This window comes from Noviherbaspirillum pedocola (assembly GCF_016632335.1).
GTDB classification, from domain to species: domain Bacteria; phylum Pseudomonadota; class Gammaproteobacteria; order Burkholderiales; family Burkholderiaceae_D; genus Noviherbaspirillum_A; species Noviherbaspirillum_A pedocola.
Window position 1 is genome coordinate 552625 of the sequence record NZ_JAEPBG010000001.1, and the last position, 22325, is coordinate 574949.

The 22325-nt window shown below is 63.7% G+C and carries 21 protein-coding genes; 12 read left to right on the forward strand and 9 right to left on the reverse strand.

The features are described 5' to 3' along the window. Positions 1-2: 2 nt before the first annotated feature. The 6 genes from aroE to mpl all read right to left on the reverse strand — a co-directional run bounded on the left by aroE (position 3) and on the right by mpl (position 6581). Positions 3-824 (reverse strand): shikimate dehydrogenase, encoded by an 822-nt coding sequence (aroE, locus tag JJB74_RS02460; protein WP_200590228.1) that lies wholly within the window; start codon positions 822-824, stop codon positions 3-5. Then, entirely contained in the window at positions 824-1717 is an 894-nt protein-coding gene (locus JJB74_RS02465) for a TonB C-terminal domain-containing protein (RefSeq protein WP_234483531.1), read from the reverse strand. Before JJB74_RS02465 ends, aroE begins: the two co-directional genes overlap by 1 nt. Positions 1718-1943: 226 nt before the next feature. Beyond that, positions 1944-3995 (reverse strand): ribonuclease catalytic domain-containing protein, encoded by a 2052-nt coding sequence (locus tag JJB74_RS02470; protein ID WP_200590230.1) that lies wholly within the window; start codon positions 3993-3995, stop codon positions 1944-1946. A 34-nt stretch (positions 3996-4029) separates the two neighbouring features. Beyond that, positions 4030-4557 carry a chorismate--pyruvate lyase family protein gene (locus JJB74_RS02475; RefSeq protein WP_200590231.1) on the reverse strand — a complete coding sequence of 176 codons (528 nt, stop codon included), beginning with the start codon at positions 4555-4557 and terminating at the stop codon, positions 4030-4032. A 17-nt stretch (positions 4558-4574) separates the two neighbouring features. Next, positions 4575-5177, reverse strand: a complete 603-nt coding sequence (locus tag JJB74_RS02480) for a YqiA/YcfP family alpha/beta fold hydrolase (RefSeq protein WP_200590232.1) — start codon at positions 5175-5177, stop codon at positions 4575-4577. A gap of 18 nt (positions 5178-5195) precedes the next feature. After that, complete coding sequence (gene mpl, locus JJB74_RS02485) at positions 5196-6581, reverse strand: UDP-N-acetylmuramate:L-alanyl-gamma-D-glutamyl-meso-diaminopimelate ligase (RefSeq protein WP_200590233.1); 1386 nt, start codon at positions 6579-6581, stop codon at positions 5196-5198. A gap of 123 nt (positions 6582-6704) precedes the next feature. Between mpl and JJB74_RS02490 the strand changes: the two genes are divergently transcribed. The 9 genes from JJB74_RS02490 (at position 6705) to JJB74_RS02530 (ending at position 13933) form a co-directional block, all read left to right on the forward strand. Next, a complete protein-coding gene (locus tag JJB74_RS02490) occupies positions 6705-7316 on the forward strand; it encodes a hypothetical protein (protein WP_200590234.1) in 612 nt (203 codons plus the stop codon). Further along, entirely contained in the window at positions 7313-7828 is a 516-nt protein-coding gene (locus tag JJB74_RS02495; RefSeq protein ID WP_234483532.1) for a TlpA family protein disulfide reductase, read from the forward strand. Before JJB74_RS02490 ends, JJB74_RS02495 begins: the two co-directional genes overlap by 4 nt. 81 nt (positions 7829-7909) lie before the next feature. Next, a complete protein-coding gene (aroQ, locus tag JJB74_RS02500) occupies positions 7910-8347 on the forward strand; it encodes a type II 3-dehydroquinate dehydratase (RefSeq protein ID WP_200590235.1) in 438 nt (145 codons plus the stop codon). A gap of 79 nt (positions 8348-8426) precedes the next feature. Further along, positions 8427-8885: an acetyl-CoA carboxylase biotin carboxyl carrier protein gene (gene accB, locus JJB74_RS02505; RefSeq protein WP_200590236.1), complete on the forward strand. Its 459-nt coding sequence runs from the start codon at positions 8427-8429 to the stop codon at positions 8883-8885. Positions 8886-8954: 69 nt separating this feature from the next. After that, positions 8955-10322: an acetyl-CoA carboxylase biotin carboxylase subunit gene (gene accC, locus JJB74_RS02510; protein ID WP_200590237.1), complete on the forward strand. Its 1368-nt coding sequence runs from the start codon at positions 8955-8957 to the stop codon at positions 10320-10322. A 124-nt stretch (positions 10323-10446) separates the two neighbouring features. After that, complete coding sequence (gene prmA, locus JJB74_RS02515; protein WP_200590238.1) at positions 10447-11367, forward strand: 50S ribosomal protein L11 methyltransferase; 921 nt, start codon at positions 10447-10449, stop codon at positions 11365-11367. Positions 11368-11372: 5 nt separating this feature from the next. Beyond that, positions 11373-12656 carry a DUF3426 domain-containing protein gene (locus JJB74_RS02520; protein WP_200590239.1) on the forward strand — a complete coding sequence of 428 codons (1284 nt, stop codon included), beginning with the start codon at positions 11373-11375 and terminating at the stop codon, positions 12654-12656. A gap of 26 nt (positions 12657-12682) precedes the next feature. Next, positions 12683-13615, forward strand: coding sequence for a carbohydrate kinase family protein (locus JJB74_RS02525; RefSeq protein ID WP_200590240.1), 933 nt, complete (start codon positions 12683-12685; stop codon positions 13613-13615). Positions 13616-13639: 24 nt separating this feature from the next. Next, positions 13640-13933 carry a hypothetical protein gene (locus JJB74_RS02530; RefSeq protein WP_200590241.1) on the forward strand — a complete coding sequence of 98 codons (294 nt, stop codon included), beginning with the start codon at positions 13640-13642 and terminating at the stop codon, positions 13931-13933. Between the two features lie 30 nt (positions 13934-13963). On the opposite strand, the gene JJB74_RS02535 is transcribed toward JJB74_RS02530, so the two are convergent. The 3 genes from JJB74_RS02535 to JJB74_RS02545 all read right to left on the reverse strand — a co-directional run bounded on the left by JJB74_RS02535 (position 13964) and on the right by JJB74_RS02545 (position 17007). Continuing rightward, entirely contained in the window at positions 13964-14506 is a 543-nt protein-coding gene (locus tag JJB74_RS02535; protein WP_200590242.1) for a YggT family protein, read from the reverse strand. Positions 14507-14598: 92 nt separating this feature from the next. Next, positions 14599-15309, reverse strand: coding sequence for a histone H1-like DNA-binding protein (locus JJB74_RS02540; RefSeq protein ID WP_200590243.1), 711 nt, complete (start codon positions 15307-15309; stop codon positions 14599-14601). A 561-nt stretch (positions 15310-15870) separates the two neighbouring features. Beyond that, on the reverse strand, positions 15871-17007 hold the full coding sequence (locus JJB74_RS02545) for a ribonucleotide-diphosphate reductase subunit beta (protein ID WP_200590244.1): 1137 nt from the start codon (positions 17005-17007) through the stop codon (positions 15871-15873). 479 nt (positions 17008-17486) lie between these two features. Between JJB74_RS02545 and JJB74_RS02550 the strand changes: the two genes are divergently transcribed. The 3 genes from JJB74_RS02550 (at position 17487) to JJB74_RS02560 (ending at position 22312) form a co-directional block, all read left to right on the forward strand. Then, positions 17487-19268, forward strand: coding sequence for an N-acetylglutaminylglutamine amidotransferase (locus JJB74_RS02550; RefSeq protein WP_200590245.1), 1782 nt, complete (start codon positions 17487-17489; stop codon positions 19266-19268). Between the two features lie 77 nt (positions 19269-19345). Then, on the forward strand, positions 19346-21070 hold the full coding sequence (gene ngg, locus JJB74_RS02555) for an N-acetylglutaminylglutamine synthetase (protein ID WP_234483543.1): 1725 nt from the start codon (positions 19346-19348) through the stop codon (positions 21068-21070). A gap of 9 nt (positions 21071-21079) precedes the next feature. Next, the gene (locus JJB74_RS02560; protein WP_234483550.1) at positions 21080-22312 is read left to right on the forward strand and encodes an osmoprotectant NAGGN system M42 family peptidase; all 1233 of its coding nucleotides are present in this window, start codon (positions 21080-21082) and stop codon (positions 22310-22312) included. Positions 22313-22325: the final 13 nt, after the last annotated feature.

The window sequence follows — 22325 nt, forward strand, 5'->3', positions numbered from 1 at the left end:
GACTACAGCGACGCGCGCAGCGCCGCGTACACCGGCGCCGTGTCCGGACGCACGCCGCGCCAGACCAGGAAGGCTTCAGCGGCCTGCTCGACCAGCATGCCCAGGCCGTCGCGCGTGGCGGCGCCGGCCTGCGCGGCAAAGCGCATGAAGGGCGTAGCTTCGCGGCCGTACATCATTTCATAGGCCAGCGTGCCGGGGCCGAAAAGCTCAGGCGCCAGCGGCGGCATGTCGCCGGCAATGGCCGATGAGGTGGCGTTGATGATCACGTCAAAGCGGCCTTCGGGTTCGCCGAAACCGCAGGCATGCACCCGGCCATGCGGCGGCGAGAATTCCCGCGCCAGTTCGGCAGCCTTTGCGACAGTGCGGTTGGCTATCACCAGCTCGGCCGGTTTTTCATCCAGCAGCGGCAACATCACGCCGCGCGCCGCGCCGCCCGCGCCCAGTAGCAGCACGCGCTTGCCGTGCAGCGCCACGCCGGCATTGCGCACGATGTCGGTGACCAGGCCGACGCCATCGGTGTTGTCGCCGAAGATCACATCGTCGGAAAAGCGCAGCGTGTTGACCGCGCCCGCCGCCTGCGCCCGCACCGACAACTCGGTGGCCAGCGCATGCGCCTCAAGCTTGAACGGCACCGTGACATTGGCGCCGCGCGCACCAGCGGCGATGAAGTCGCGCACCGTGCGCTCGAAGCCGTCGAGCGGGGCCAGCAGGCGTTCGTAGACGAGGTTCTGCCCGGTCTGCTGCGCAAAGCGGGCATGGATTTCCGGCGATTTGCTGTGGGCAATCGGATTGCCGATGACGGCGTAACGGTCGGGCTGGGACATCAGTTACCTCGCAGTTCGGCTCTCACTGCATCATCGCGCGTGAATTTGAAGCGGGTGATGATCTCCCACACATCGTCCTTGCCATTGGTGCGCATGTTTTCCGGAAAGCGGCCGAAGGGCGCGGCGCGGCGGACGATGTGCAGGGCAGCGGCGTCCAGCGCCGGATTGCCGGACGTCTTCTCGATGCGCGGCCCGCCTTCCTTCTCATAAATCGTGCCGTCCTGGAACACCGGGATATAGACCACCAGTTCGCCGTACAGCTTCCTGCCGTTCTGCTGCGGGAAATTCAGGGTGCCGATATTTTCGATGCGCCGCTGCAACTGGCTGTAATACATCGCATAGCCGACTTCACGGGTCGATGGCGTGATCTGGGTCTTGCGCGGGCGCTTGTTGTAATCCTCGATCTGGCGGTTGATCTCGGCTGTGCGGCGCGCGAGTTCGCGGGTGGATTCGGTGTCCTCGGTGGCGGCGGGCATCGGCGGCGTCGGGCTCGGCGTATCGTGCTCGGCCGTCTTTGCCACACGCTTGGGCGTCTGCTTCGCTTCCTGGGCCAGCAGCTTTTGCCGCTCTTCCAGCTCGGCCACGCGGCGGCGCGCGGCGCGCACTGCATCGCCATCCTCGGTCTTCTTCATGTTGGGCAGCGGCGACTTGGCACGGCCCTTGTCAGCATTGCCGCCGCCGTCGAGATTGGCCTGGGCCAAGGCTTCGGCCTTGACCGGTGCCTTGTTGTGGCGGGCATTGACCAGGATGACTTCCAGGCCCGGGTCGACCGGCTTGAAGCGGAACGGCTCGGGCGGCGCGAAATGCACTGCCAGCAGCAGCACATGCGCCAGCACGGATACCGCAACGGCCGTCGTCAGGAAACGGTCTTGGAGAAAAGGCTTCACGCGCATCTTGGGAAAGAAATGAAGGGAGGCACGATTTTACGTCAATAGAAAAGCCGGGGATCGCACGGGTGGCTCAATTCCAACAGAGGTAAGTTGGGCTGACGAAAGAAGCCCAATGTGTTCGCGGACCGCGGACGTACGGAACGGCTCGTAGGTTGGGCTGCAAGCCCAACATGTTCGCGGACCGCAGACGTTCGATGTTGGGCTTGGCAGCCCAACCTACGCACTTGGTTCAGCCCGCCGCATCCCCGGCCGGATTCGCGGCCACGCTTTCCGCCGCTTCCTCGGCCTGCGCCGGATCGATCTGCGCTTCCAAGGGCGGCATGCCTTCGGCCAGCTCTTCCTCGTCGGCCAGCGCGTCCTCGGCTTCGGCCAGGCTTTCGGCGCCCGGCGCGGATTCGACCTCGATCAGCCGCGCCTCGACCGACAGATCCACCTCGTCCCAGCGCAGCAGATCAAGCTTGACCGCGGTGCCGCGCGGCAGCGGCGACATGCCGGGCAGCTTCAGCACCAGCGGAATCTCGACCAGGCGCATGATTTCTTCCTTCAGCGCCACCGCCTCGACCACGCGCGCCTCGTGCTGCGCCAGCCAGCGCAGACACCAGTAGCGCTCCATCACGGTCTGGAATTCGGCGTAGGACGAATAGGCGCTGTCGAAGGCGGAAACGATCGCGTACAAATCCGCATCCTTGGGCTTGAAGGTCGCGGCCAGCGGCGCGGTCACGCCATGCTCGACGCAGGCCAGGATCTGCCACTGGTTGACCAGGTCGGTGTAGCGGCGCAGCGGCGAAGTGCTCCACGCGTACTGGTCCACGCCCAGGCCCTGGTGCGGCGCGGCATGGGTGACCATGCGCACCTGCATGCGCGTGGCCCAGTTGCCGCCGCCCTGGATGCGGTAGATGCCGGGCACGCCATGGTCGTGCATCAGCCGGCCCCAGCTGCTGTTGGCATAAATCATCAGCTCGGCGACAAGCTTGTCCAGCGGCGCGCCGCGCTTTCTGCGGGTAATGGTGACGACCTCGTCTTCGACATAGAAATTGAAGTCGACCCGGTTGTTCTGCTCGGGCTTCAGGCCAAAAGCTTCGCGCTTGGCCATGCGGCCGCGCTCCAGCACCTGCGCCCATTGCCACAAGAGCGTGATCTCCCGCTTGTACGGATAGTCGCCGCCGCCGCTGGCCAGGTTTTCCTCGGTGACCTGTTCATCCAGCAGGTTGTGACGCAAATTGGCCGCCATCGGCACCATCTCGGCGCGGGTATCGGTGGCCAGTACGTTCCAGTTGGTGGTGTCCAGCGTCACATACAGCGACAGCGCCGGACAATCCTGCCCTTCGGCCAGCGTGAAAACCTCGACCAGCGCATCGGGCAGCATCGTAATCTTTTCGCCGGGCATGTAGACGGTGGACATGCGGCTGCGCGCGATCGCATCGATAGCGTCGCCACGCGCAATGCCCAGGCCCGGCGCGGCGATGTGGATGCCGATGCGCACCCTGCCCTCGTCCAGCCAGGTGACCGAGAAGGCGTCGTCGATTTCCGTGGTGGTGACATCGTCGATCGAGAAGGCTTGCACCTCGGCTACAGCCAGCTTCGGCCGCGCGGGCATCGTCACTGCCGGGAAGCCAACGCCACGCGGGAAATGCTCGAGCAGAAAGCGCGTCAGGTGCAGCGCCTTCGGGCTGGGAATCGCGCCGACCGACAGCATCAGCCGCTCGCGCGTGGTCTGCATGTCGTTGGCGGCGGTTTCCAGCGCCTTGTATTCGATGCTGTTCTTGTCGGGGCGGAACAGCAATTGCGTGGCCGCGGCGCGGATCGCCTCCGGCAGACGGCCGGCCTTCAGTTCCTCGACATAGGCCGCCTGCTGCTCAGCCTGCAGGCGTTTTCTTTCCAGGCCGGCCAGCGCCGCCTTCAGCGTCGTCTCGGGCGCAGCCTTGTAGCGGCCGCGGCCCTTGCGCTGGAAATAGATCGGCGCGGAATGCAGCTTCAGCAGCAGGCCGGCGGCTTCATGCGGCTGCGGCGCATGGCCGAAATATTCGGTGCCGAGTTCGGCAAAACCGAATTCTTCCTGGCCAGCGACTTCCCACAGGAAGTCGAGATCGACCTCGTCGGCGATGCGCTGCGCGGCGGCCAGCATTTCGGCCGGCTCGGGTGTAGCGAATTGCAGCAGCACATCGCGCGCCCTGACCTTGGCACGCTTACCGGTTTGCAGTTCGACCTGGTAGGCCTCGCCCTGCTGCGACAACACCGATCCCGCTTTGAAATCGCCGGACTCTTCAAAAAATAGATTCATCAATTACTGCCTATCGTCATTCATTCATGTTTGTTCATCGGCGCCGGCGCATCGCCGGATTCAGCGCCATGACCGCCGGCAGAAACAGCTCGGTGACGAGCAGATTTGTGCCACCACGGCGATACAAGCGGCGCCGCGCCGGGAGGCGTTGCGCCGGTAATCCAGCCACCGCCATGCGCGCGCGCTTGCCCAGCGCATGGCTCGGCGCCAGCCGCGCGGCCTGCAATGCGCCGGCGGCGATGCGCGCATCGGTGTACAGCCGGCTCCCCAGCGAGCGCGCGCCCAGGCGGCGCAGGAAAGGCCATGCGGCCAGATGCGCTGCCGGCAACGCCGTCTGCGCATAGACCACCGGCACGCCATCGCAGCACAGCAGCACTTCGCGCGACACCACGCGGCCGCGCCGCATGCCGAGGATATCGCGCTGGTCCGCAAGCGGCCTGCCCATCGCCTGCCGCAACAGGCGCACCTCAAACGCGGCGCAATGCGCAACCAGCCGCGCCGTGAGCGAGCCGCGCGAAAAGAGCCATGCGCGCATCGTTTCCGGCATCACTGCGCGCGCCATGCCGCGCCGCCATGGAGTCAAACTGCGGCCCTGCCCTTGACCTGGGCATCGTCATTGCCATCGCAGAATGCCAGCACGCTGTCGAGATAGCGCGGGAAGTCCGAGATGCCATGGTCGCTGCCTTCGATCACCCGTTGTTGCGCGCCGGGATAGTGCGCCACCATCTCGCGCCAGTCGAGCACTTCGTCGCCGGTTGCGGCAAGCAACAGATAACGTTCGGGCCGGGTGATTGTGACCACCTCAAAGGCGCGCAGTTCTTCCAGGTGTTCCGGCAGGAAGACGAAAGGCTCGTCGGAATGCCAGGCCACGGCCACGCCGACCTGGGAAGCCAGATCGCGCGGCGCATGCACTGCCGGGTTCAGCAGCACAGTGCGGCAGCCGTATCTTTCCGCGAGCCAGGTGGCGTAGAAGCCGCCGAGCGAAGAACCGATGAGGCTGATGCGGTCCGCGCCGTGGCGCCGTATCAGGTCTTCGGCCAGCGCGATCGCCGCCTTCGGCGAGGCCGGCAGTTGCGGACACAGGTATTGCGCTTCGCGGCCGAGTTCACGCATGCGTTCGCCGATCACGCGCGCCTTGAATGACAGCGGTGAAGAACGGAAACCGTGCAGATACAGGATCATGCGAACCGTTCCTTCGATTCAACGCGCGGCGAGCGCATCGAGCAGCTTCTGATGCACGCCGCCGAAGCCGCCATTGCTCATCACCAGCACATGGTCGCCGGCGCGGGCGTCGCGCGCGATCGCAGCCACCAGCGTATCGATATCGTCATGCGCCTGGCCGCGCGCGCCCAGCGGCGCCAGCGCTTCGGCCAGGTCCCAGCCCAATGCATCCTTGCCGGACTTCGCGCCATAGCCGTAGACCAGGTCGGCCTCGGCCAGGCTCGCCGACAAGGCTGCCTTCATCGTGCCCAGCTTCATCGTGTTCGAGCGCGGCTCAAGCACCGCGAGGATGCGCGCGGCGCCGCCGGCCGCGGCGCGCAGGCCGGCCACTGTGGTGGCAATCGCGGTCGGATGATGGGCGAAGTCATCGTAAACAGTGATGCCATCGACCACGCCGCGCACTTCCATGCGGCGCTTGACGCTGATGAATTTCGACAGCGAGGCGATCGCCTGCGCCGGCGGCACGCCGACATGGCGCGCGGCGGCGATTGCGGCCAGCGCATTCAAACGGTTGTGCTCGCCCTGGATCTGCCACTGCACCCTGCCCTGCGGCACGCCGTCGAAGGCGACATCGAAGCTGCCGTCGTGATGCGCTTCCAGCGTCCAGCCTTCGCCTTCGGCATTGCCAAAGATTTCGCGCTCGCTCCAGCAGCCGCGCGCCAGCACCCGCTGCAGCGCCGGCTCGCGCGCATTCACCACGAGGCGGCCCACGCCGGGCACGGTGCGCACGAGATGATGGAACTGGGTCTCGATCGCGGCCAGGTCCGGGAAGATGTCGGCATGGTCGTATTCGAGGTTGTTCAGGATGGCGGTGCGCGGCCGATAGTGGACGAACTTGCTGCGCTTGTCGAAGAAGGCGGTGTCGTATTCATCGGCTTCGATGACGAAGAAGGCCGAATCCTCGCCTTCCTTGCCGCCGAGGCGCGCCGAGATGCCGAAGTTCATCGGCACGCCGCCGATCAGAAAGCCGGGCGCATAACCATTGTCTTCGAGGATCCACGCCAGCATTGACGAGGTGGTGGTCTTGCCATGGGTGCCGGCAACGGCCAGCACCCAGCGTTTCGAAAGAATGTGCTCGCCTATCCATTGCGGGCCCGACATATAAGGCAGGCCGCGATTGAGAATTTCTTCCATCAATGGATTACCGCGCGAAACCACATTGCCGATCACGTACAGATCCGGCTCCAGCGCCAGCTGCTCGACGCCGAATCCTTCGACGAGGTCTATGCCCTGCTGCTGCAATTGCGTGCTCATCGGCGGATAGACATTGGCATCGCAGCCGGTGACCTTGTGCCCGGCCTGGCGCGCCAGCACTGCCAGGCCACCCATGAACGTGCCGCAAATGCCAAGGATATGTATATGCATTGTAGAATTTCGGATTCTTGAATAACGGGGAATTCTACCCGACCCACGGGTCCGGGGAGTCTGCGCGGCAGAGGCAAGGCGGCTGCCGCGCAGACTCCTGGCCCGCGCCGCTCGATACCCACCATGAATAACCATTCCAGCGAAACCGAACTGCTGCGGGCTGAAATCGCCGCCGCCGCCGCGCGCATGATCGCGGAAGATGGCGCCGATTACGGCAGCGCCAAGCGCCGCGCCGCGCGGCAGATACTCGGCGATGTCCGGGTCCGGGGCGACATCCTGCCCGACAATGCACAGATAGAGGACGAAGTGCGGGTATACAACGAGCTGTTCCATTCCGATACGCAACCCGCGCGCCTGCTGCATCTGCGCAAGCTGGCCCTGCGCATCATGACCGAACTCGCCGAGTTCTCACCTTATCTCACCGGCGCGGTGCTCAACGGCACCGCCGGCGAACAGTCCGATATCCACCTGCAGCTGTTCGTCGAAAGCGAAAAAGATGTCGAAATCTTCCTGATGAACCGCAATGTCGACTTCGAAGTTTCCGAGACCTCGCACTTTCACAAGCGCGGCGAGCCGGTGGAGACGCTGAGCTTCATGCGCGACAACGAAGGCGTGCACCTCGCGCTGTTCAACTACAACGACCTGCGCGCTTCGCGCAAGGCCGATCCGGAACGTCCAGAGCGCGCCAACATCGATGCGGTGCGCGCGCTGATCGAAGAGATGGGTGGCGCTTGAAGCGCGCTCTGCTGGCGGCCGTTGCTCTGCTCTTCGCCGTTGCCGGCGCCTGGTTCGGCATGCACCGGGAAAAGGCCGCGACCGCATCGCCCGATGCCAGCGCCGTGTTCTACGCCAGCACGCTCAGCGACATGAACGGCAAGCCGGCTGCGCTGGCGCAATGGCGGGGCAAGCCGCTCGTGGTGAACTTCTGGGCGACCTGGTGCGATCCCTGCGTCGAGGAGATGCCAGAGCTGTCGGCGCTGCAGGCGCAGCTGCAGCCGCGCAATATCCAGATCCTCGGCATCGGCGTCGATACTGCGGCCAACATCGCTGCTTTCGCCGACAAGTATCACATCGCCTACCCGGTGTACGTGGCCGGCATGGAAGGCAGCGAACTGTCGCGCCGGATGGGAAACCGCGCCGGCGGTCTGCCATTTACGGTGCTGATCGGCGCGGATGGCGCGGTGAAGCGGACGTGGCTGGGACGATTGAAGATGGATGATCTGCGCCGCGAACTCGATTCGCTATAAGGTCATTTTTTCCATTTTCCTTGCCAACCATCAGCATAAGACGGCAAAATGCCGCCAACATCGTCAAACGGATAGACCTCGATGGCCAAAAAACTGCTGTTGCTCAATGGCCCCAACCTGAATCTGCTGGGTACGCGCGAGCCGCAAGTGTATGGATCGACCACCTTGGCCGATGTCGAGGAAGCAGCAAAAGCCCAGGCCAAGGACGCCGGGGCTGAGCTCCACAGCTATCAGAGCAATCATGAAGGCGAGCTGATCGACCGCATCCACGCGGCGCGGACCGACGGCACCGACGCCATCATCATCAATCCCGGTGGACTCACGCATACCAGCGTGTCGCTGCGCGATGCGCTGGCCGGGGTCGCGATTCCGTTCGTGGAGGTGCATATCTCGAATATCCACCGGCGCGAAGCCTTCCGTCACAAGTCCTATCTGTCCGACGTCGCCGTCGGCGTGATCTGCGGACTGGGCGTGGGAGGCTATCGCGCCGCAATCGCGCATGCGCTCACGGCGATGTAGTCTCCGGCAAGTATTCCGATATCAGGCGGCGGATTCATCCGCCGCATTTTTTGCATAAAAGTATTTTTGAGGGGTTCCCATGGATTTACGCAAACTGAAGACCTTGATTGACCTGGTCGCAGAATCAGACATCGCCGAGCTCGAAGTCACCGAAGGCGAAAGCAAGGTCAGGATCGTGAAATCCTCGGCGGCTGCGCAGCATCAGGTCGTGATGATGCCGCAGGCGATGGGCGCATCGGCGCCGGCAATGAGCGCCCCCGCCGCGCCGGCCGTTGCCGCGCCGGCCGCGGAAGCCGCGCCGACCGGCCACGTGGTCAAGTCGCCGATGGTGGGCACCTTCTACCGCGCCGCCGCGCCGGGCGCAGCGCCTTTCGTCGATGTCGGCTCCACCGTGAAGGAAGGCGACACGCTGTGCATCATCGAGGCGATGAAACTGTTGAACGAGATCGATGCCGACGCTTCCGGCGTGATCCAGCAAATCCTGGTCGAGAACGGCCAGCCCGTCGAATACGGTCAGCCGCTGTTCATCATCGGATGAGACCGGGCGCGCCGCCATGCCGGCGGCGCCCTTCCCGCTCATCCTCAACGCTGACATTCCCCAACCAACATGTTTGAAAAAATCCTCATTGCCAATCGCGGCGAAATCGCCCTGCGCATCCAGCGCGCCTGCCGCGAGCTGGGCATCAAGACCGTGGTGCTGTACTCGGAAGCCGACCGCGAGGCGAAGTATGTGAAGCTGGCCGATGAATCGGTCTGCATCGGCCCGGCGCCCTCGGCGCAGAGCTATCTGTCGATGCCGGCCATCATCAGCGCCGCCGAAGTCACCGATGCCGAAGCGATCCATCCCGGCTATGGCTTCCTTTCCGAGAATGCCGACTTCGCCGAGCGCGTCGAGCAATCCGGCTTTACCTTCATTGGTCCGCGTCCGGACTCGATCCGCCTGATGGGCGACAAGGTCTCGGCCAAGCAGGCGATGATCAAGGCCGGCGTGCCCTGCGTGCCCGGCTCGGACGGCGCGCTGCCGGACGATCCGAAGGAAATCATCCGCATTGCGCGTCGCATCGGCTATCCGGTGATCATCAAGGCCGCCGGCGGCGGCGGCGGTCGCGGCATGCGCGTGGTGCATACCGAGGCGGCGCTGCTGTCCGCAGTGACGATGACCCGCACTGAAGCCGGCACCGCCTTCGGCAATCCCGAGGTCTACATGGAGAAGTACCTGGAGAATCCGCGTCACGTGGAAATCCAGATACTGGCCGATGAATTCAAGAACGCGGTCTGGCTCGGCGAGCGCGATTGCTCGATGCAGCGCCGGCACCAGAAGGTAATCGAGGAAGCGCCGGCGATCGGTATTCCGCGCAAGCTGATCGAGCGCATCGGCGACCGCTGCGCCGAAGCCTGCCGCCGCATCGGCTACCGCGGCGCCGGCACCTTCGAATTCCTGTACGAGAACGGCGAGTTCTACTTCATCGAAATGAATACCCGTATTCAGGTCGAGCATCCGGTAACGGAAATGATCACCGGCATCGACCTGGTGCAGGAACAGATCCGTATCGCCTGCGGCGAGAAGCTGCGCTTCCGCCAGCGCGACGTGGAGCTCAAGGGTCATGCGATCGAGTGCCGCATCAATGCCGAAGATCCGTTCAAGTTCACGCCGTCGCCGGGACGCATCGTGTCCTGGCATGCGCCGGGCGGCCCCGGCGTGCGCGTGGACTCGCATGCCTATGCCGGCTATTACGTGCCGCCGAATTACGACTCGATGGTCGGCAAGGTCATCACCTACGGCGCCACCCGCGAACAGGCGATCCGGCGCATGGAGATTGCGCTGTCGGAAATGGTGGTCGAAGGCATACAGACCAACATCCCGCTGCATCGCGAGCTGATGGTGGATGCCCGCTTCATCGAAGGCGGCACCAATATCCACTACCTCGAGCAAAAGCTCGCAGCCAAGCCCGATCTGAAGCGCGACGCCGGCTGAGGCGATCTGTTATATATAGTGGAACGATCGCGGGGCCTGCAATCCGGGACCCGCACAAGCAGGCCAGGGCAACGCCCTGGCCTCATCCATTTTGCGATGAATCATCAACATCACCGAGGCAAGCATGAGCTGGACTGAAATCGTGATCGAAGTGCCGCTGCAGCAGGCCGAGGCGCTTTCCGATGCGCTGATGGAAGCCGGCGCATTGTCGGTCTCCGTCGAAGACGCGGACGAAGGCACCGAGGCCGAGCGCCCGCTGTTCGGCGAGCCGGGCATGGAGCCTGAGCAGGAAGCCTGGGAACACAGCCGTGTCGTCGCGCTGGCCGATGCCGATGCCGACCATGCCGCGCTCATTGCCGAAGCCTTCGCCGCCTGCGGCATCGATCCGGCCGGCGCCAAAACCACGCTGCGTGAAGTCGCCGAGCAGGACTGGGTGCGACTGACGCAGTCGCAATTCGAGCCGATGCAGATCGGCAGGAATATCTGGGTCGTGCCGAGCTGGCATGACGCGCCCGACCCGAATGCGCTGGTGCTGGAACTCGATCCGGGCCTGGCCTTCGGCACCGGCAGCCATCCGACCACGCGCCTGTGCATGGAATGGCTGGAAGCGCATGCCCCGAAGGGACTCTCGGTGCTCGACTACGGTTGCGGCTCCGGCATTCTGGCCATGGTCGCGGCCAAGCTCGGCGCGAGCGCGACCATCGGCGTGGACATTGATGCGCAAGCCATCGAGGCGGCGCGATTCAATGCCGAGCGCAACGCTTGCGACATCAGCTTCTTCGTTCCCGACGATTTCGCCGCGCGCGGTGACGAGCGCTTCGACGTGGTGGTGGCCAACATCCTGTCCAATCCGCTGAAGCTGATGGCGCCGATGCTGTGCGGTCGTGTCGCTCCCGGCGGCGCGCTGGTCCTGTCCGGCGTGCTGGCGCGCCAGGCCGATGAAGTCATTGCCGCCTACGCGCCCTATCTGCCGCTGAGCGTCTGGGCCGAACGCGACGGCTGGGTCGCACTGGCGGGACGTAGCGCCGCGCAGGCCGCAAGCTGACCGCCATGGTGCTCGCCACGCGCTGCCCGCATTGCCGCACCACGTTCCGCGTGGTGCAGGATCAGCTCAAGCTGCGCGGCGGCCTGGTGCGTTGCGGCGCCTGCAAGGAAATCTTCAACGGCGTGGAAAATCTGCTGCGGCCGACACAGCCACCGCAGGAGCGAGCGGAGAAGCCGGTCGAGCCGGAGTCAGCGCAGCATCAGCCAGGGGCGAACGGCGCTGCTGGCGATGACATGGCAACGCGGAATGCGCCGCAGTCGGACAACACCGACAAAGCCGTGGCGCCGCCGGATGCAGGGCCGGACACGGCGCAGCCACCGTCGGAGGACGCGGCATCTGCAGCCACCGTCCCCGCGCCGTCATCCATCCCGACCGAACCCGTCGCCGGGCAGCCACCCGATCCCTTGCTGCGCATGACGCTGATGGATTTCTCGCATGCGTACGAGGATCAACCTGGCGATGAGTCGGAGAACCGGCACGAAGACCAGCCCACGAATCAAGCGAATGTGCAGGCCGAGTCAGTAAGTGCACCGGCGTCGATCAGCATGCCCGGTCCTGTACCGACGACCATCATGACGGCGCCGCATCCGATGCAAGCGGATTTCGCGTTGCCGCGCATGCCGGCGCAGCGCGCGCCGATGCCGAGCGCCAACGATGATGAGCTCGGTCGCGCCATTGATGAACTCAAGCGCAAGCCCTGGCGCGGCACGCAGGCCAAGCCGGCGCGACCGGACGAGGATGCCATCGATGCGCTGGACTCGAACGAGCCGCAATTCATCGCGCATGCGACACGGCGCGAGCGCCGCGACAGGACGACAAACATCGCGCTCGGCGCAGGCTCGGCCGTGCTGGCGCTGTTGCTGCTGTTTCAGGCGCTCTACACCTGGCGCGTCGAACTGGCCTCCACACTGCCGGGCGCGGCGCCGCTATTGAAGCGCGGCTGCGCCCTGTTCGGCTGCCACATCGGTTTGCCGGCGCGCATCGATCAGGTCACCATCGAATCGAGCGAATTGCAGGCGTTGCCGAATGCGACCGACACCTTCGCGCTGATCGCGCTGCTGCGCAATCGCGCCAGCGTCGCGCAGCAATGGCCCAATCTCGAACTCACGCTCAATGACGTCGATGAGCACGCGATCGCGCGCCGCGTATTCACGCCGCGCGACTATCTCCCGGCTGGGCAGGATCCGGAACAAGGCTTTGCGCCAACTTCGGAGCAGTCGCTGAAGCTGGTGTTCTCGCTGTCGCAGCTCAAGGCCTCGGGCTATCGCGTCTACCTGTTTTATCCCTGATTTCCAACCTTCCAATCGGATTTCTCATGACTTCCCTTATCTGCGGCTCGCTCGCTTTCGATAGCATCATGTCCTTCGGCGGCCGCTTTTCCGAAGCGCTGCTCGCCGATCAACTGCACAAGATCAACGTCGCCTTCCTGGTGCCGACGCTGCGGCGCGAATACGGCGGCTGCGCCGGCAACATCGCCTACAACCTGAAGCTGCTCGGCGGTGATCCGCTGATCATGGCCACGCTTGGGCAGGACGGCGCGCCCTATCTCGAGCGCCTGCAGGGGCTGGAAATTTCGCAGCGCTGCGTGCGCACCGTTGCTGACGCCTATACCGCGCAAGCCTTCATCACCACCGATGCGGCCAGCAACCAGATCACCGCCTTTCATCCGGGCGCGATGACGCTGTCGCATCAGAACCGCATCAGTGACGCCGGTCCGGTGAAGCTGGCCATCATCGCGCCGGACGGCCGCGACGGCATGCTGCAGCATGCGCAGCAATGCGCCGAAGCCGGCGTTCCCTTCATCTTCGACCCGGGCCAGGGCATGCCGATGTTCGACGGACCGGAGCTGATTCGCTTTATCGAACTCGCGACCTGGGTGGCGGTCAATGACTACGAAGCCGAACTCCTGACCAGTCGCACCGGCCTGTCGCTCCAACAGATCGCCGAGCGCGTCGATGCGCTGGTCGTTACCCTGGGCGAGCAAGGCGCGCATATCCATGCCGATGGCAAGCGCTTCGACATTCCCTGCGTGCCGGTGGAAAACATCGTCGACCCGACCGGCTGCGGCGACGCTTTCCGCGCCGGCATGCTGCATGGACTATCGATGGGCATGGACTGGGAAACCACCGGCCGCATCGCCAGCCTGATGGGCGCGATCAAGATCGCTCACCAGGGCGGCCAGAACCATGCGCCTTCGCTGGCGGAAATCGAAGAGCGCTTCCAGGGAGCATTCGGCTACCGTTTCTGAATCGATGGCGCTGCGGAGGCACACATGCGCAAGCTGTTGGGGCTGGCACTGACCATGATTGCCGTGGCGGGCTGCGCCGACGCGCGCAAGCCGGCGCCAGTCTATTCAACCGAAGGAACCACGAGCGTGCGCGTCGGCGTAGTGAATGCGGTGCTGCCGCCGGCCGAGGCTGGCGCGCCGCCGCGCCTGCTGCTGCGCTATGACGATGGCGGCAGCGCGACGATCGCCACGTCGCAGGCCCATGCCTTTCTTGCGGGAGACCGGGTACGCGTCGTTACGCGACGCAATGCCATCGATATTGAAAAGTTTGGACCGTAATACGCTGCGCGCTGCCGGGGCGCGCCAGGATCAGGCCAAGGGCAGCAGGATCGCGCCGATCAGACGCAATGCGATCTGCAGAAGGATGAAAGCCACCAGCGGCGACAGGTCGATGCCGCCCAGCGGCGGAATGATGCGACGCAGGGGACGCATCAGCGGCTCGTTGAGCGCGCGCACCACCGGCGCCAGCGGCGCCTGAGGATTGACCCAGCTGAAGATCACCTCAATGAGCAGCAGGCCCATGAAGCCATAGACAGCCCATTGCAGCACGCGAACCAGGGACAGCACCAGAAGCATCTGGATATTGAGTCCCATCATCAATGCCAGCTCGATGGCCATCGCCGCCAGCGCGACCAGGTAGGTGCCAATCAGGCTTGCCCAGTCATAACCGCCCCGGCCGGGAATCAGCTTGCGTAAAGGCTGCACCAGCCAATCGCTGAGCTGGTACATGAAATGGCCGAGAGAGTATGGCGGTCGCACACGGACCGCCTGCATCCAGAAGCGCAGCAGCATGATGCCGCCGAGGAGCACGGCGACGGTATCGACAATCAATCCAACAATGCTGTAGAGCACAGCTTCCCCCTCATGAAAAACCCGCTGTGCGACTTTCGGCCACACAGCGGGCATTGTGCCCGAAGTCCTTCGGGCTTCCAAGGCAGCGGGTCTTACGGACGCGTGCCGGTCGGGAACGGCCATGCGGCCGCCGGGTTCAGCACAGTCTTCACTTCAGGCGCAGGAGCGGAAGTTTGCGCAGCCGGAGCCGCTGCCGGAGCGGCGGCTTTGGTGGCAGCCTTCTTCGGCGCGGCCTTCTTCGGCGCGGCGGTCTTGGTGGCAGTCTTGGCAGCAGCCTTAGGCGCAGCGGACTTCTTCGCCGCAGCCTTTTTGGCGACCGCCTTCTTCGCTACTGCCTTCTTGGCGACGGTCTTGGTTGCAGCCTTCTTGGCTACCGCCTTCTTGGCGACGGCCTTTTTCGCTACCGCCTTCTTGGCCACAGCCTTCTTGGCTACCGCCTTTTTGGCAACGGCCTTCTTGGCGACGGCTTTCTTCGCCACGGCCTTTTTCGCTACCGCCTTCTTGGCTACTGCCTTCTTGGCGACGGCTTTCTTGGCGACTGCCTTCTTCGCCACGGCCTTTTTCGCTACCGCTTTCTTGGCGACGGTCTTGGCTGCAGCTTTCTTGGCTACGGCCTTCTTCGCTACCGTTTTCTTGGCTGCGGTTTTGGTTGCGGACTTGGCTGCAGACTTGACCGCGGACTTGGTGGCCGCTGCCTTCTTCGCTACCGGCTTGCCGGCGGCTTTCTTGGCTGCCGGCTTGGCCGACGTTGCCTTCTTGGCGGCGGTTTTCTTCGCCGCCGCTTTCTTTGCTGCTGTTGCCATAAATTTCTCCTTCACGTGATAGGTATCAAGCTAAAGATCGAAACCCGTCCGGGACATCGCGCTGGCCCGGGCGGATTATTCATCGGCACAAGCGAACTGCGTTTGCGCTAATGAATTTGGCACCAGCTGAACTGCTGCATCTCCTCGTTCATGCAGCACTTCAGCCATCATGGTCGTTGCGCGCGAAGAGTCGCGCAGCACACGCCAAAAAAAACGCCGGACACAATGCCGGCGTCGGAACACAGTTTAAAAAAGGACAAACCAATCTTCGAAGAAAACGCCGCCTTGCCCGACAGGGTCGGACGCAGCGGCGTTCGCGGGTCACAGCGATCAGATCTTCTGATGTCCATGCAATTCGGTTGTCTACCTTCCTTCGTCCGTCGTCTCTTCTTTGCCTTCGTATCGACAGACGGACCTGCCTTCGGACCTGCTTCGTTCATCAGTCCCGCTGCCGCGGAATCGATGATCTGCCTTGATCAGTGCTTCATGCACCCTTGGTTGCTGAAGACTGGGAAGCTCGCGTTGGATCTGGTCTGCCGCGATTGCTTCACAGTCTCTTCATCAATCCCAATTCAGCGCGCCACCCGTTTGGTATTCGATGACCCGGGTCTCGAAAAAGTTTCGTTCCTTCTTCAGGTCGATCATCTCGCTCATCCAGGGGAAGGGATTCTCTTCCTGCGCGAACATGGTATCGAGACCAATCTGCTGCGCGCGGCGGTTTGCGATGAAGCGCAGGTAGCCTTTGAACATCGGAGCGTTGAGGCCTAGCACGCCACGCGGCATTGTATCTTCTGCATAACGATATTCCAACTCCACCGCGCGCAAAAACAACGCTTTGAGCTCCTCCTTGAACTCGTTGGTCCAGAGGTGAGGATTCTCCATCTTGATGGTGTTGATGAGGTCGATGCCGAAGTTGCAGTGCATGGATTCATCGCGAAGGATGTATTGGTACTGCTCGGCTGCGCCCATCATCTTGTTCTGCCGGCCCAGCGCAAGAATCTGCGTGAAGCCGACATAGAAGAACAGGCCTTCCATCAGGCATGCGAACACGATCAGCGAGCGCAGCAGCTTCTGGTCGTTCTCGATGGTGCCGGTCTTGAAGGCAGGATCGGTCAGCGTGTCGATGAAGGGGATCAGGAATTCATCCTTGTCGCGTATCGATGCGACTTCGTGATACGCATTGAAGATCTCGCCTTCATCCAGACCCAGCGATTCAACGATGTACTGATAGGCATGCGTATGAATCGCTTCCTCGAAAGCCTGGCGCAACAGGTACTGGCGGCATTCCGGCGCAGTGATGTGGCGATAGGTGCCCAGCACGATGTTGTTGGCGGCAAGCGAATCGGCGGTGACGAAGAAGCCGAGGTTGCGCTTGACGATGCGGCGCTCGTCTTCGGTCAGGCCGTTCGGGTTCTTCCACAGCTCGATGTCGCGCTGCATGTTGATCTCCTGCGGCATCCAGTGATTGGCGCAGCCGGCGAGATACTTGTCCCATGCCCACTTGTACTTGAACGGCACCAACTGATTGACGTCGGTCGCGCCGTTGATGATGCGCTTGTCAGCGGCATTGACGCGGCGCTCGCCGCTTGAATCGGGGGCATCGGCGGACATGGCCGCGAGCGCTGCCGGTTGCGGTTGCGGCCGGGCTTGCGAAGCCGGCGCCGAAGTCGAAGTGACGTCATCGTCCCAGGAGAGCATATGGTTTCCTTTACTGTCTTGATCGGGGCATGCAGGGCGCAGTGGTGCACCTGCGTGAAGCCGCCGGGTTGCGTACTCGGACATGGTGGCCTCACCACCCTGCCCTGGCCATGCCGCCGCGGCGTGAAGCCGGTGGCACGAAGCTAAAAAACGGCGTTGAAAATGATGCTGCCGATTTTACACGAGCACCCGGAAAACACCACTACCTATAGTGCAAATCAGCGACAAAATGCCATATCTAGTGTGCGTCGTTTCCCTACCGAATGTCCTTCCGCCTTGCTCGACGAGCATGACGAAGATCATCAATACCCTGCTTGAAATCCTTTTCTTCGCGCGTGCTCTTTGCGCGATTCGTGGTGCGGTGCGAGATGCGAGCAAGCCCTAGGAACCCTGCTTGTCCTGGCGCTTCTATCAGAATGGTCCCGTGCGCGTAGCGTGACAAGACGGGGCCGCATCATTCAATTAACGGGAATCAATTCATGTGCGGCATAGCAGGAGAAATTCGGTTCGACGCGGCCAATGCCGACGTCGCGGCAGTGTTGGCGATGACCGAGGCGCAAGCGCGTCGCGGTCCCGATGGCGAAGGCATCTTCAGCATCGGCGCGCGCTGCTTCGGCCATCGACGTCTGTCCATCATGGACCTGAGCCGGCGCGCGCATCAACCCTTCATCGACAATGAGCTGGGCCTGGGCATCGTCTTCAACGGCGCGATCTACAACCATCACGAATTGCGCAGCGAGCTTGCAGCGATGGGCTACCGCTTCGCTTCCACCGGCGACACCGAGGTCATCATCAAGGCCTGGCATGCCTGGGGCGATGCGGCGCTGCAGCGCTTCCATGGCATGTTCGCCTTTGCGCTGTGGGAACGCGACAGCGGCATCACGCACCTGGTGCGCGACCGCCTCGGCATCAAGCCGCTGTACTACAGCCAGAATGCGTCACGACTGCGCTTCGCATCGGCCCTGCCGGCGCTGCTCAGGAGCGGCGACATCGACACCACGCTCGATACAGAGGCGCTGCATCACTATCTGTCCTGGCACGCCGTAGTGCCGGCACCGCTGACGATCCTGCGCGGCGTGCGCAAGCTGCCGCCTGCCGCGCACATGACGGTGCATCCGGATGGGCGCTCGGAAACCACGACCTGGTGGCGCCTCGACTTTGCGCGCAGCACGGCCGATGAAGCGCGCAGCTTCGACGAATGGCGCGACATGGTGCTGGAAAGCCTGCGCCTGTCGGTGCGCCGGCGCCTGGTGGCCGATGTGCCGGTGGGCGTGCTGCTGTCGGGCGGACTCGATTCGAGCCTCATCACCGGTCTGCTGGCCGAAGCCGGCACGCAGGATCTGCGCACCTATTCAATCGGCTTCGAAGCGGTCGATCAGGAAGCGGGCGACGAATTCCATTACTCAGATCTGATCGCGCGCCATTACGGCACCGTGCACGAGAAGATGCACATCGGCGCCGACAAGCTGCTCTCGGCATTGCCGGATGCGATTCATGCGATGGCCGAGCCGATGGTGAGCCACGACTGCGTCGCCTTCTATCTGCTGTCGCAGGCGGTGTCGCAGCACAGCCGCGTGGTGCAGAGCGGCCAGGGCGCGGACGAAGTCTTCGGCGGCTATCACTGGTATCCGCCGCTGGCCGAGATCGCCAACGAGGAAGACGGCGTCGAGGCTTACCGCAAGGTGTTCTTCGACCGCAGCCATGCCGAGCTGCTTGGCCTGCTGCAAAACGGCGGGAACATGCCTGACTGGAGCGGCGACTTCCTGCGCGCGCATTTCCACGCAGCCGGCGCATCGAGCACGATCGATCGGGCATTGCGCTTGGACACCACCGTGATGCTGGTCGACGACCCGGTCAAGCGCGTGGACAACATGACGATGGCTTTCGGGCTGGAAGCGCGCGTGCCCTTCCTCGACCATGAGCTGGTGGAGCTGGCCGCGCGCATTCCGGCGCGGCACAAGATCGCCGAAGGCGGCAAGCATGTGCTGAAAGAAGCCGCGCGGAAAGTGATACCAGCCGCGGTCATCGACCGGCCCAAGGGCTATTTCCCAGTGCCGGCATTGAAGTACCTGCGCGGACCGTTCCTGGACTATGTGCGCGGCGTGCTCGATGCGCCGCAGGCGAAGGAGCGTGGCCTGTTCTCACGCAGCGCGCTCGACCGCATGCTGACCTCTCCCGACGAATACATCACGCCGCTGCGCGGTTCCACCGTTTGGCAGATCGCTCTGCTGGAAGCCTGGCTGCAATCGCATGGATTGTAGGCCCGCTGACATGACCCCGGACAACAGATCAAGCAGATCAAGCAGAGCAAGCAGAGTAAGAGAGTAAGGAAACTGCCATGATGACTACCCACTACGATGTGGAAAGCCGCGCCAAGCGCACGGCGCCGCCGCAGCCGCTGGACGAGGAAGCAGCGCTAGCGCCGCACGACAATGTGATTCTCGATTGCGGCTGGGGCCGCCTGATGTACGCGCCCTCTTTCGATACGCCGAAACATCTCGCGCAAGAGCTGATACGCGAGCAGATGGGCAAGCGCGACATCGCGCTGTATGTCGAAGCGCCGCAACTATTGCTGGCCGAAGCGCCAGCCGACCTGTTTCTCGATCCATCGTTGCTGTACCGCAGGCGGCTTGCTATCGATGCGCCAGCCGAAGGCCCCGCGCCGGGCATGGTGATCCGGCGCCTGGCCACCCGCGCCGACATCGCCGCGATGAACCGCCTGTATACGATGCGCGGCATGGTGCCGCTGGAGCCGCGCACCGTCTGGATGCAGCGCGATTCCGATGCGCTGATCTTTCTCATCGCCGAGGATGAACGAACCGGTGAAGTGATCGGCTCGGTGATGGGCATCGACCACACGCTGGCCTTTGGCGACTCCGGCGGCGGCAGCAGCTTCTGGTGCCTGGTTGTCGATCCGCAAACCGCGCGCAGCGGCGTCGGCAAATCCCTTGTCAATGCGCTGATCGAGCTCTTCACCGGGCGCGGCCGGCGCTTTCTCGATCTGTCGGTGCTGCATACCAACACGAATGCGATCGCGCTGTATCACAAGCTCGGTTTCGAGCAGGTGACCGGCTTTGCGGTGAAACACAAGAACTCGATCAATGAAAGGTTGTATGTCGATGCCGGCGACTATTCGGCGCTGAATCCGTATGCCCGCATCATCATCGATGAAGCGCGCCGGCGCGGCATCAGCGTGGAAGTGGTCGACGCCGAAGCCGGCATCTTCAAGCTGCGCCATGCGGGCCATGAAATGCTGTGCCGGGAATCGCTGACCGAGCTCACCGGCGGCGTCGCGATGACCTGGTGCCAGGACAAGACCCTGACGCTGCGACGCCTGGCTTCTGTCGGGCTGCGCGTGCCGCAGCAGCGCGTGGCCGACGAGAGCGCGGACGATATCGCCTTCATGCAGGAACACGGCGCCATCGTGGTCAAGCCGGCGCTCGGCGAACAGGGCCGCGGCATCAGCGTCGATGTCAGGACAGAAGAACAATTGCGCGATGCGATCGTGCGGGCGCGCAAGGAAGGCGGCCATGTGGTGCTCGAGCAATTCTGCGCCGGGCAGGATTTGCGCATCGTGGTCATCGGCTACAAGGTGGTCGCGGCCGCGATCCGCAAGCCGGCCGAGGTCGTGGGCGACGGCCAGTCGACGATTGCCCAACTGATCGAACGCCAGAGCGCGCGCCGCGCCGCGGCCACTGGTGGCGAGAGCCGCATCCCGGTCGATGGTGAAACCGAGCGATGTCTCGCCGGCCAGGGCCTGAACTACGATGCGGTGCCCGCGGATGGCCAGCCAGTGCAGGTGCGCAAGACCGCCAATCTGCATACTGGCGGCACCATCCACGATGTCACCGCGATGCTGCATCCGGCACTGCGCGAAGCCGCCGAGGCCGCAGCACGCGCGCTGCGCATTCCAGTGGTTGGCCTGGATTTCCTGGTGCCGGCGCCGGACGCCGCAGAGTACGTGATCATCGAAGCCAACGAGCGGCCTGGCCTGGCGAATCATGAGCCGCAGCCGACTGCGCAGCGCTTCGTCGATCTTGTGTTTCCCTATACGGCATCGTGAGGAGTACGGATGGAAGAATTGCGCATGCGTAAGCTCGTCATCAATGACGAATACCTGAAGACCACCCTGCTCGAGCTCTTGGCCATACCAAGCCCGGCGGGCCTGACTGATGAAATCGTGCATTACACCGGCGCGAAGCTCGAAGCGCTCGGCGTGTCTTATGAGCTGACGCGACGCGGCACGATACGCGCGGTCCTGCGTCGCAACATGCCCGAGCGGCGGCGCGATCCGCCGGCCTGCGCCATCGTGTCGCATCTCGATACGCTCGGCGCGATGGTGCGCGAAATCAAGCCGAATGGCAGGCTGTCGCTGATGCCGGTAGGCACCTGGTCCAGCCGCTGGGCCGAAGGCGGACGGGTGACTCTGTTCACCGAATCGGGCCGCGAACGCGGCTCGGTGCTGCCGCTGAAGGCTTCGGGCCATGTCTACAATGAAGCGATCGACAGCCAGCCGGTGGAATGGGATCAGCTCGAGCTGCGCGTCGATGCGGAAATCCACAGCGAAGCCGAAGCCAGGGCTCATGGCATACAGATTGGCGACTTCGTGGCCTTCGATCCCAACCCCGAGATGCTGGACAACGGCTACATCGTGTCGCGCCATCTCGATGACAAGGCCGGCGTGGCCGCGGTGCTGGCGGCGGTGAAGGCCGTGGTCGAGGGCCGCGCGCCGATACCGATGGATTGCCACCTGGTGTTCACGATTTCCGAAGAAGTCGGCTCGGGCGCGCGCGCCGTGATCGAGGCTGATGTCAGCGAAGTCATCGGCGTGGACATCGGCCCGGTTGCGGCCGGACAGGGCGCGAAGGAATACGGCGTGACGATCCCGCTGATGGATTCGGCCGGCCCGCATGATTACCACCTGACGCGCCGGCTGCTGCGGCTCTGCGACGAACATGACATTCCCAGCCATCGCGATGTGTTTCGCTTCTACCATTCCGATGCCGGCGCGGCGGTGAGCGCCGGTGCAGACGTGCGTACCGCGCTGTTGTGCTTCGGCACCGATGCCTCGCACGGCTACGAGCGCACGCACATGTCGACGCTGCTGAACCTCGCGGAACTGCTGGCGCTTTACATGCAGAGCGGGCCGACCATCGCCGAAGACCGGCAGCGGCGGCTGGACTCGGTGGAAAGCTTTTCGCATCAGCTCGACGCGGAACAGCTGACGCGGCCGGGCACGACCTTGCCGGATGCGGGGGAACTGGTGCGGGGCGTGGATACGCCGGAAGGCGGGAAAGAAGAATGAGCGGCAGCGTGGC

Coding starts and splice junctions, on each gene's coding strand:
- JJB74_RS02475 (WP_200590231.1), bottom strand. CDS start 4,557: ATGGCGCGCGCAGTGATGCCGGAAACGATGCGCGCATGGCTCTTTTCG.
- JJB74_RS02520 (WP_200590239.1), top strand. CDS start 11,373: ATGGTGCTCGCCACGCGCTGCCCGCATTGCCGCACCACGTTCCGCGTG.
- JJB74_RS02540 (WP_200590243.1), bottom strand. CDS start 15,309: ATGGCAACAGCAGCAAAGAAAGCGGCGGCGAAGAAAACCGCCGCCAAG.
- JJB74_RS02530 (WP_200590241.1), top strand. CDS start 13,640: ATGCGCAAGCTGTTGGGGCTGGCACTGACCATGATTGCCGTGGCGGGC.
- JJB74_RS02560 (WP_234483550.1), top strand. CDS start 21,080: ATGGAAGAATTGCGCATGCGTAAGCTCGTCATCAATGACGAATACCTG.
- aroE (WP_200590228.1), bottom strand. CDS start 824: ATGTCCCAGCCCGACCGTTACGCCGTCATCGGCAATCCGATTGCCCAC.
- JJB74_RS02525 (WP_200590240.1), top strand. CDS start 12,683: ATGACTTCCCTTATCTGCGGCTCGCTCGCTTTCGATAGCATCATGTCC.
- JJB74_RS02465 (WP_234483531.1), bottom strand. CDS start 1,717: ATGCGCGTGAAGCCTTTTCTCCAAGACCGTTTCCTGACGACGGCCGTT.
- JJB74_RS02550 (WP_200590245.1), top strand. CDS start 17,487: ATGTGCGGCATAGCAGGAGAAATTCGGTTCGACGCGGCCAATGCCGAC.
- mpl (WP_200590233.1), bottom strand. CDS start 6,581: ATGCATATACATATCCTTGGCATTTGCGGCACGTTCATGGGTGGCCTG.
- accC (WP_200590237.1), top strand. CDS start 8,955: ATGTTTGAAAAAATCCTCATTGCCAATCGCGGCGAAATCGCCCTGCGC.
- aroQ (WP_200590235.1), top strand. CDS start 7,910: ATGGCCAAAAAACTGCTGTTGCTCAATGGCCCCAACCTGAATCTGCTG.
- JJB74_RS02480 (WP_200590232.1), bottom strand. CDS start 5,177: ATGATCCTGTATCTGCACGGTTTCCGTTCTTCACCGCTGTCATTCAAG.
- accB (WP_200590236.1), top strand. CDS start 8,427: ATGGATTTACGCAAACTGAAGACCTTGATTGACCTGGTCGCAGAATCA.
- JJB74_RS02490 (WP_200590234.1), top strand. CDS start 6,705: ATGAATAACCATTCCAGCGAAACCGAACTGCTGCGGGCTGAAATCGCC.
- JJB74_RS02470 (WP_200590230.1), bottom strand. CDS start 3,995: ATGAATCTATTTTTTGAAGAGTCCGGCGATTTCAAAGCGGGATCGGTG.
- ngg (WP_234483543.1), top strand. CDS start 19,346: ATGATGACTACCCACTACGATGTGGAAAGCCGCGCCAAGCGCACGGCG.
- prmA (WP_200590238.1), top strand. CDS start 10,447: ATGAGCTGGACTGAAATCGTGATCGAAGTGCCGCTGCAGCAGGCCGAG.
- JJB74_RS02545 (WP_200590244.1), bottom strand. CDS start 17,007: ATGCTCTCCTGGGACGATGACGTCACTTCGACTTCGGCGCCGGCTTCG.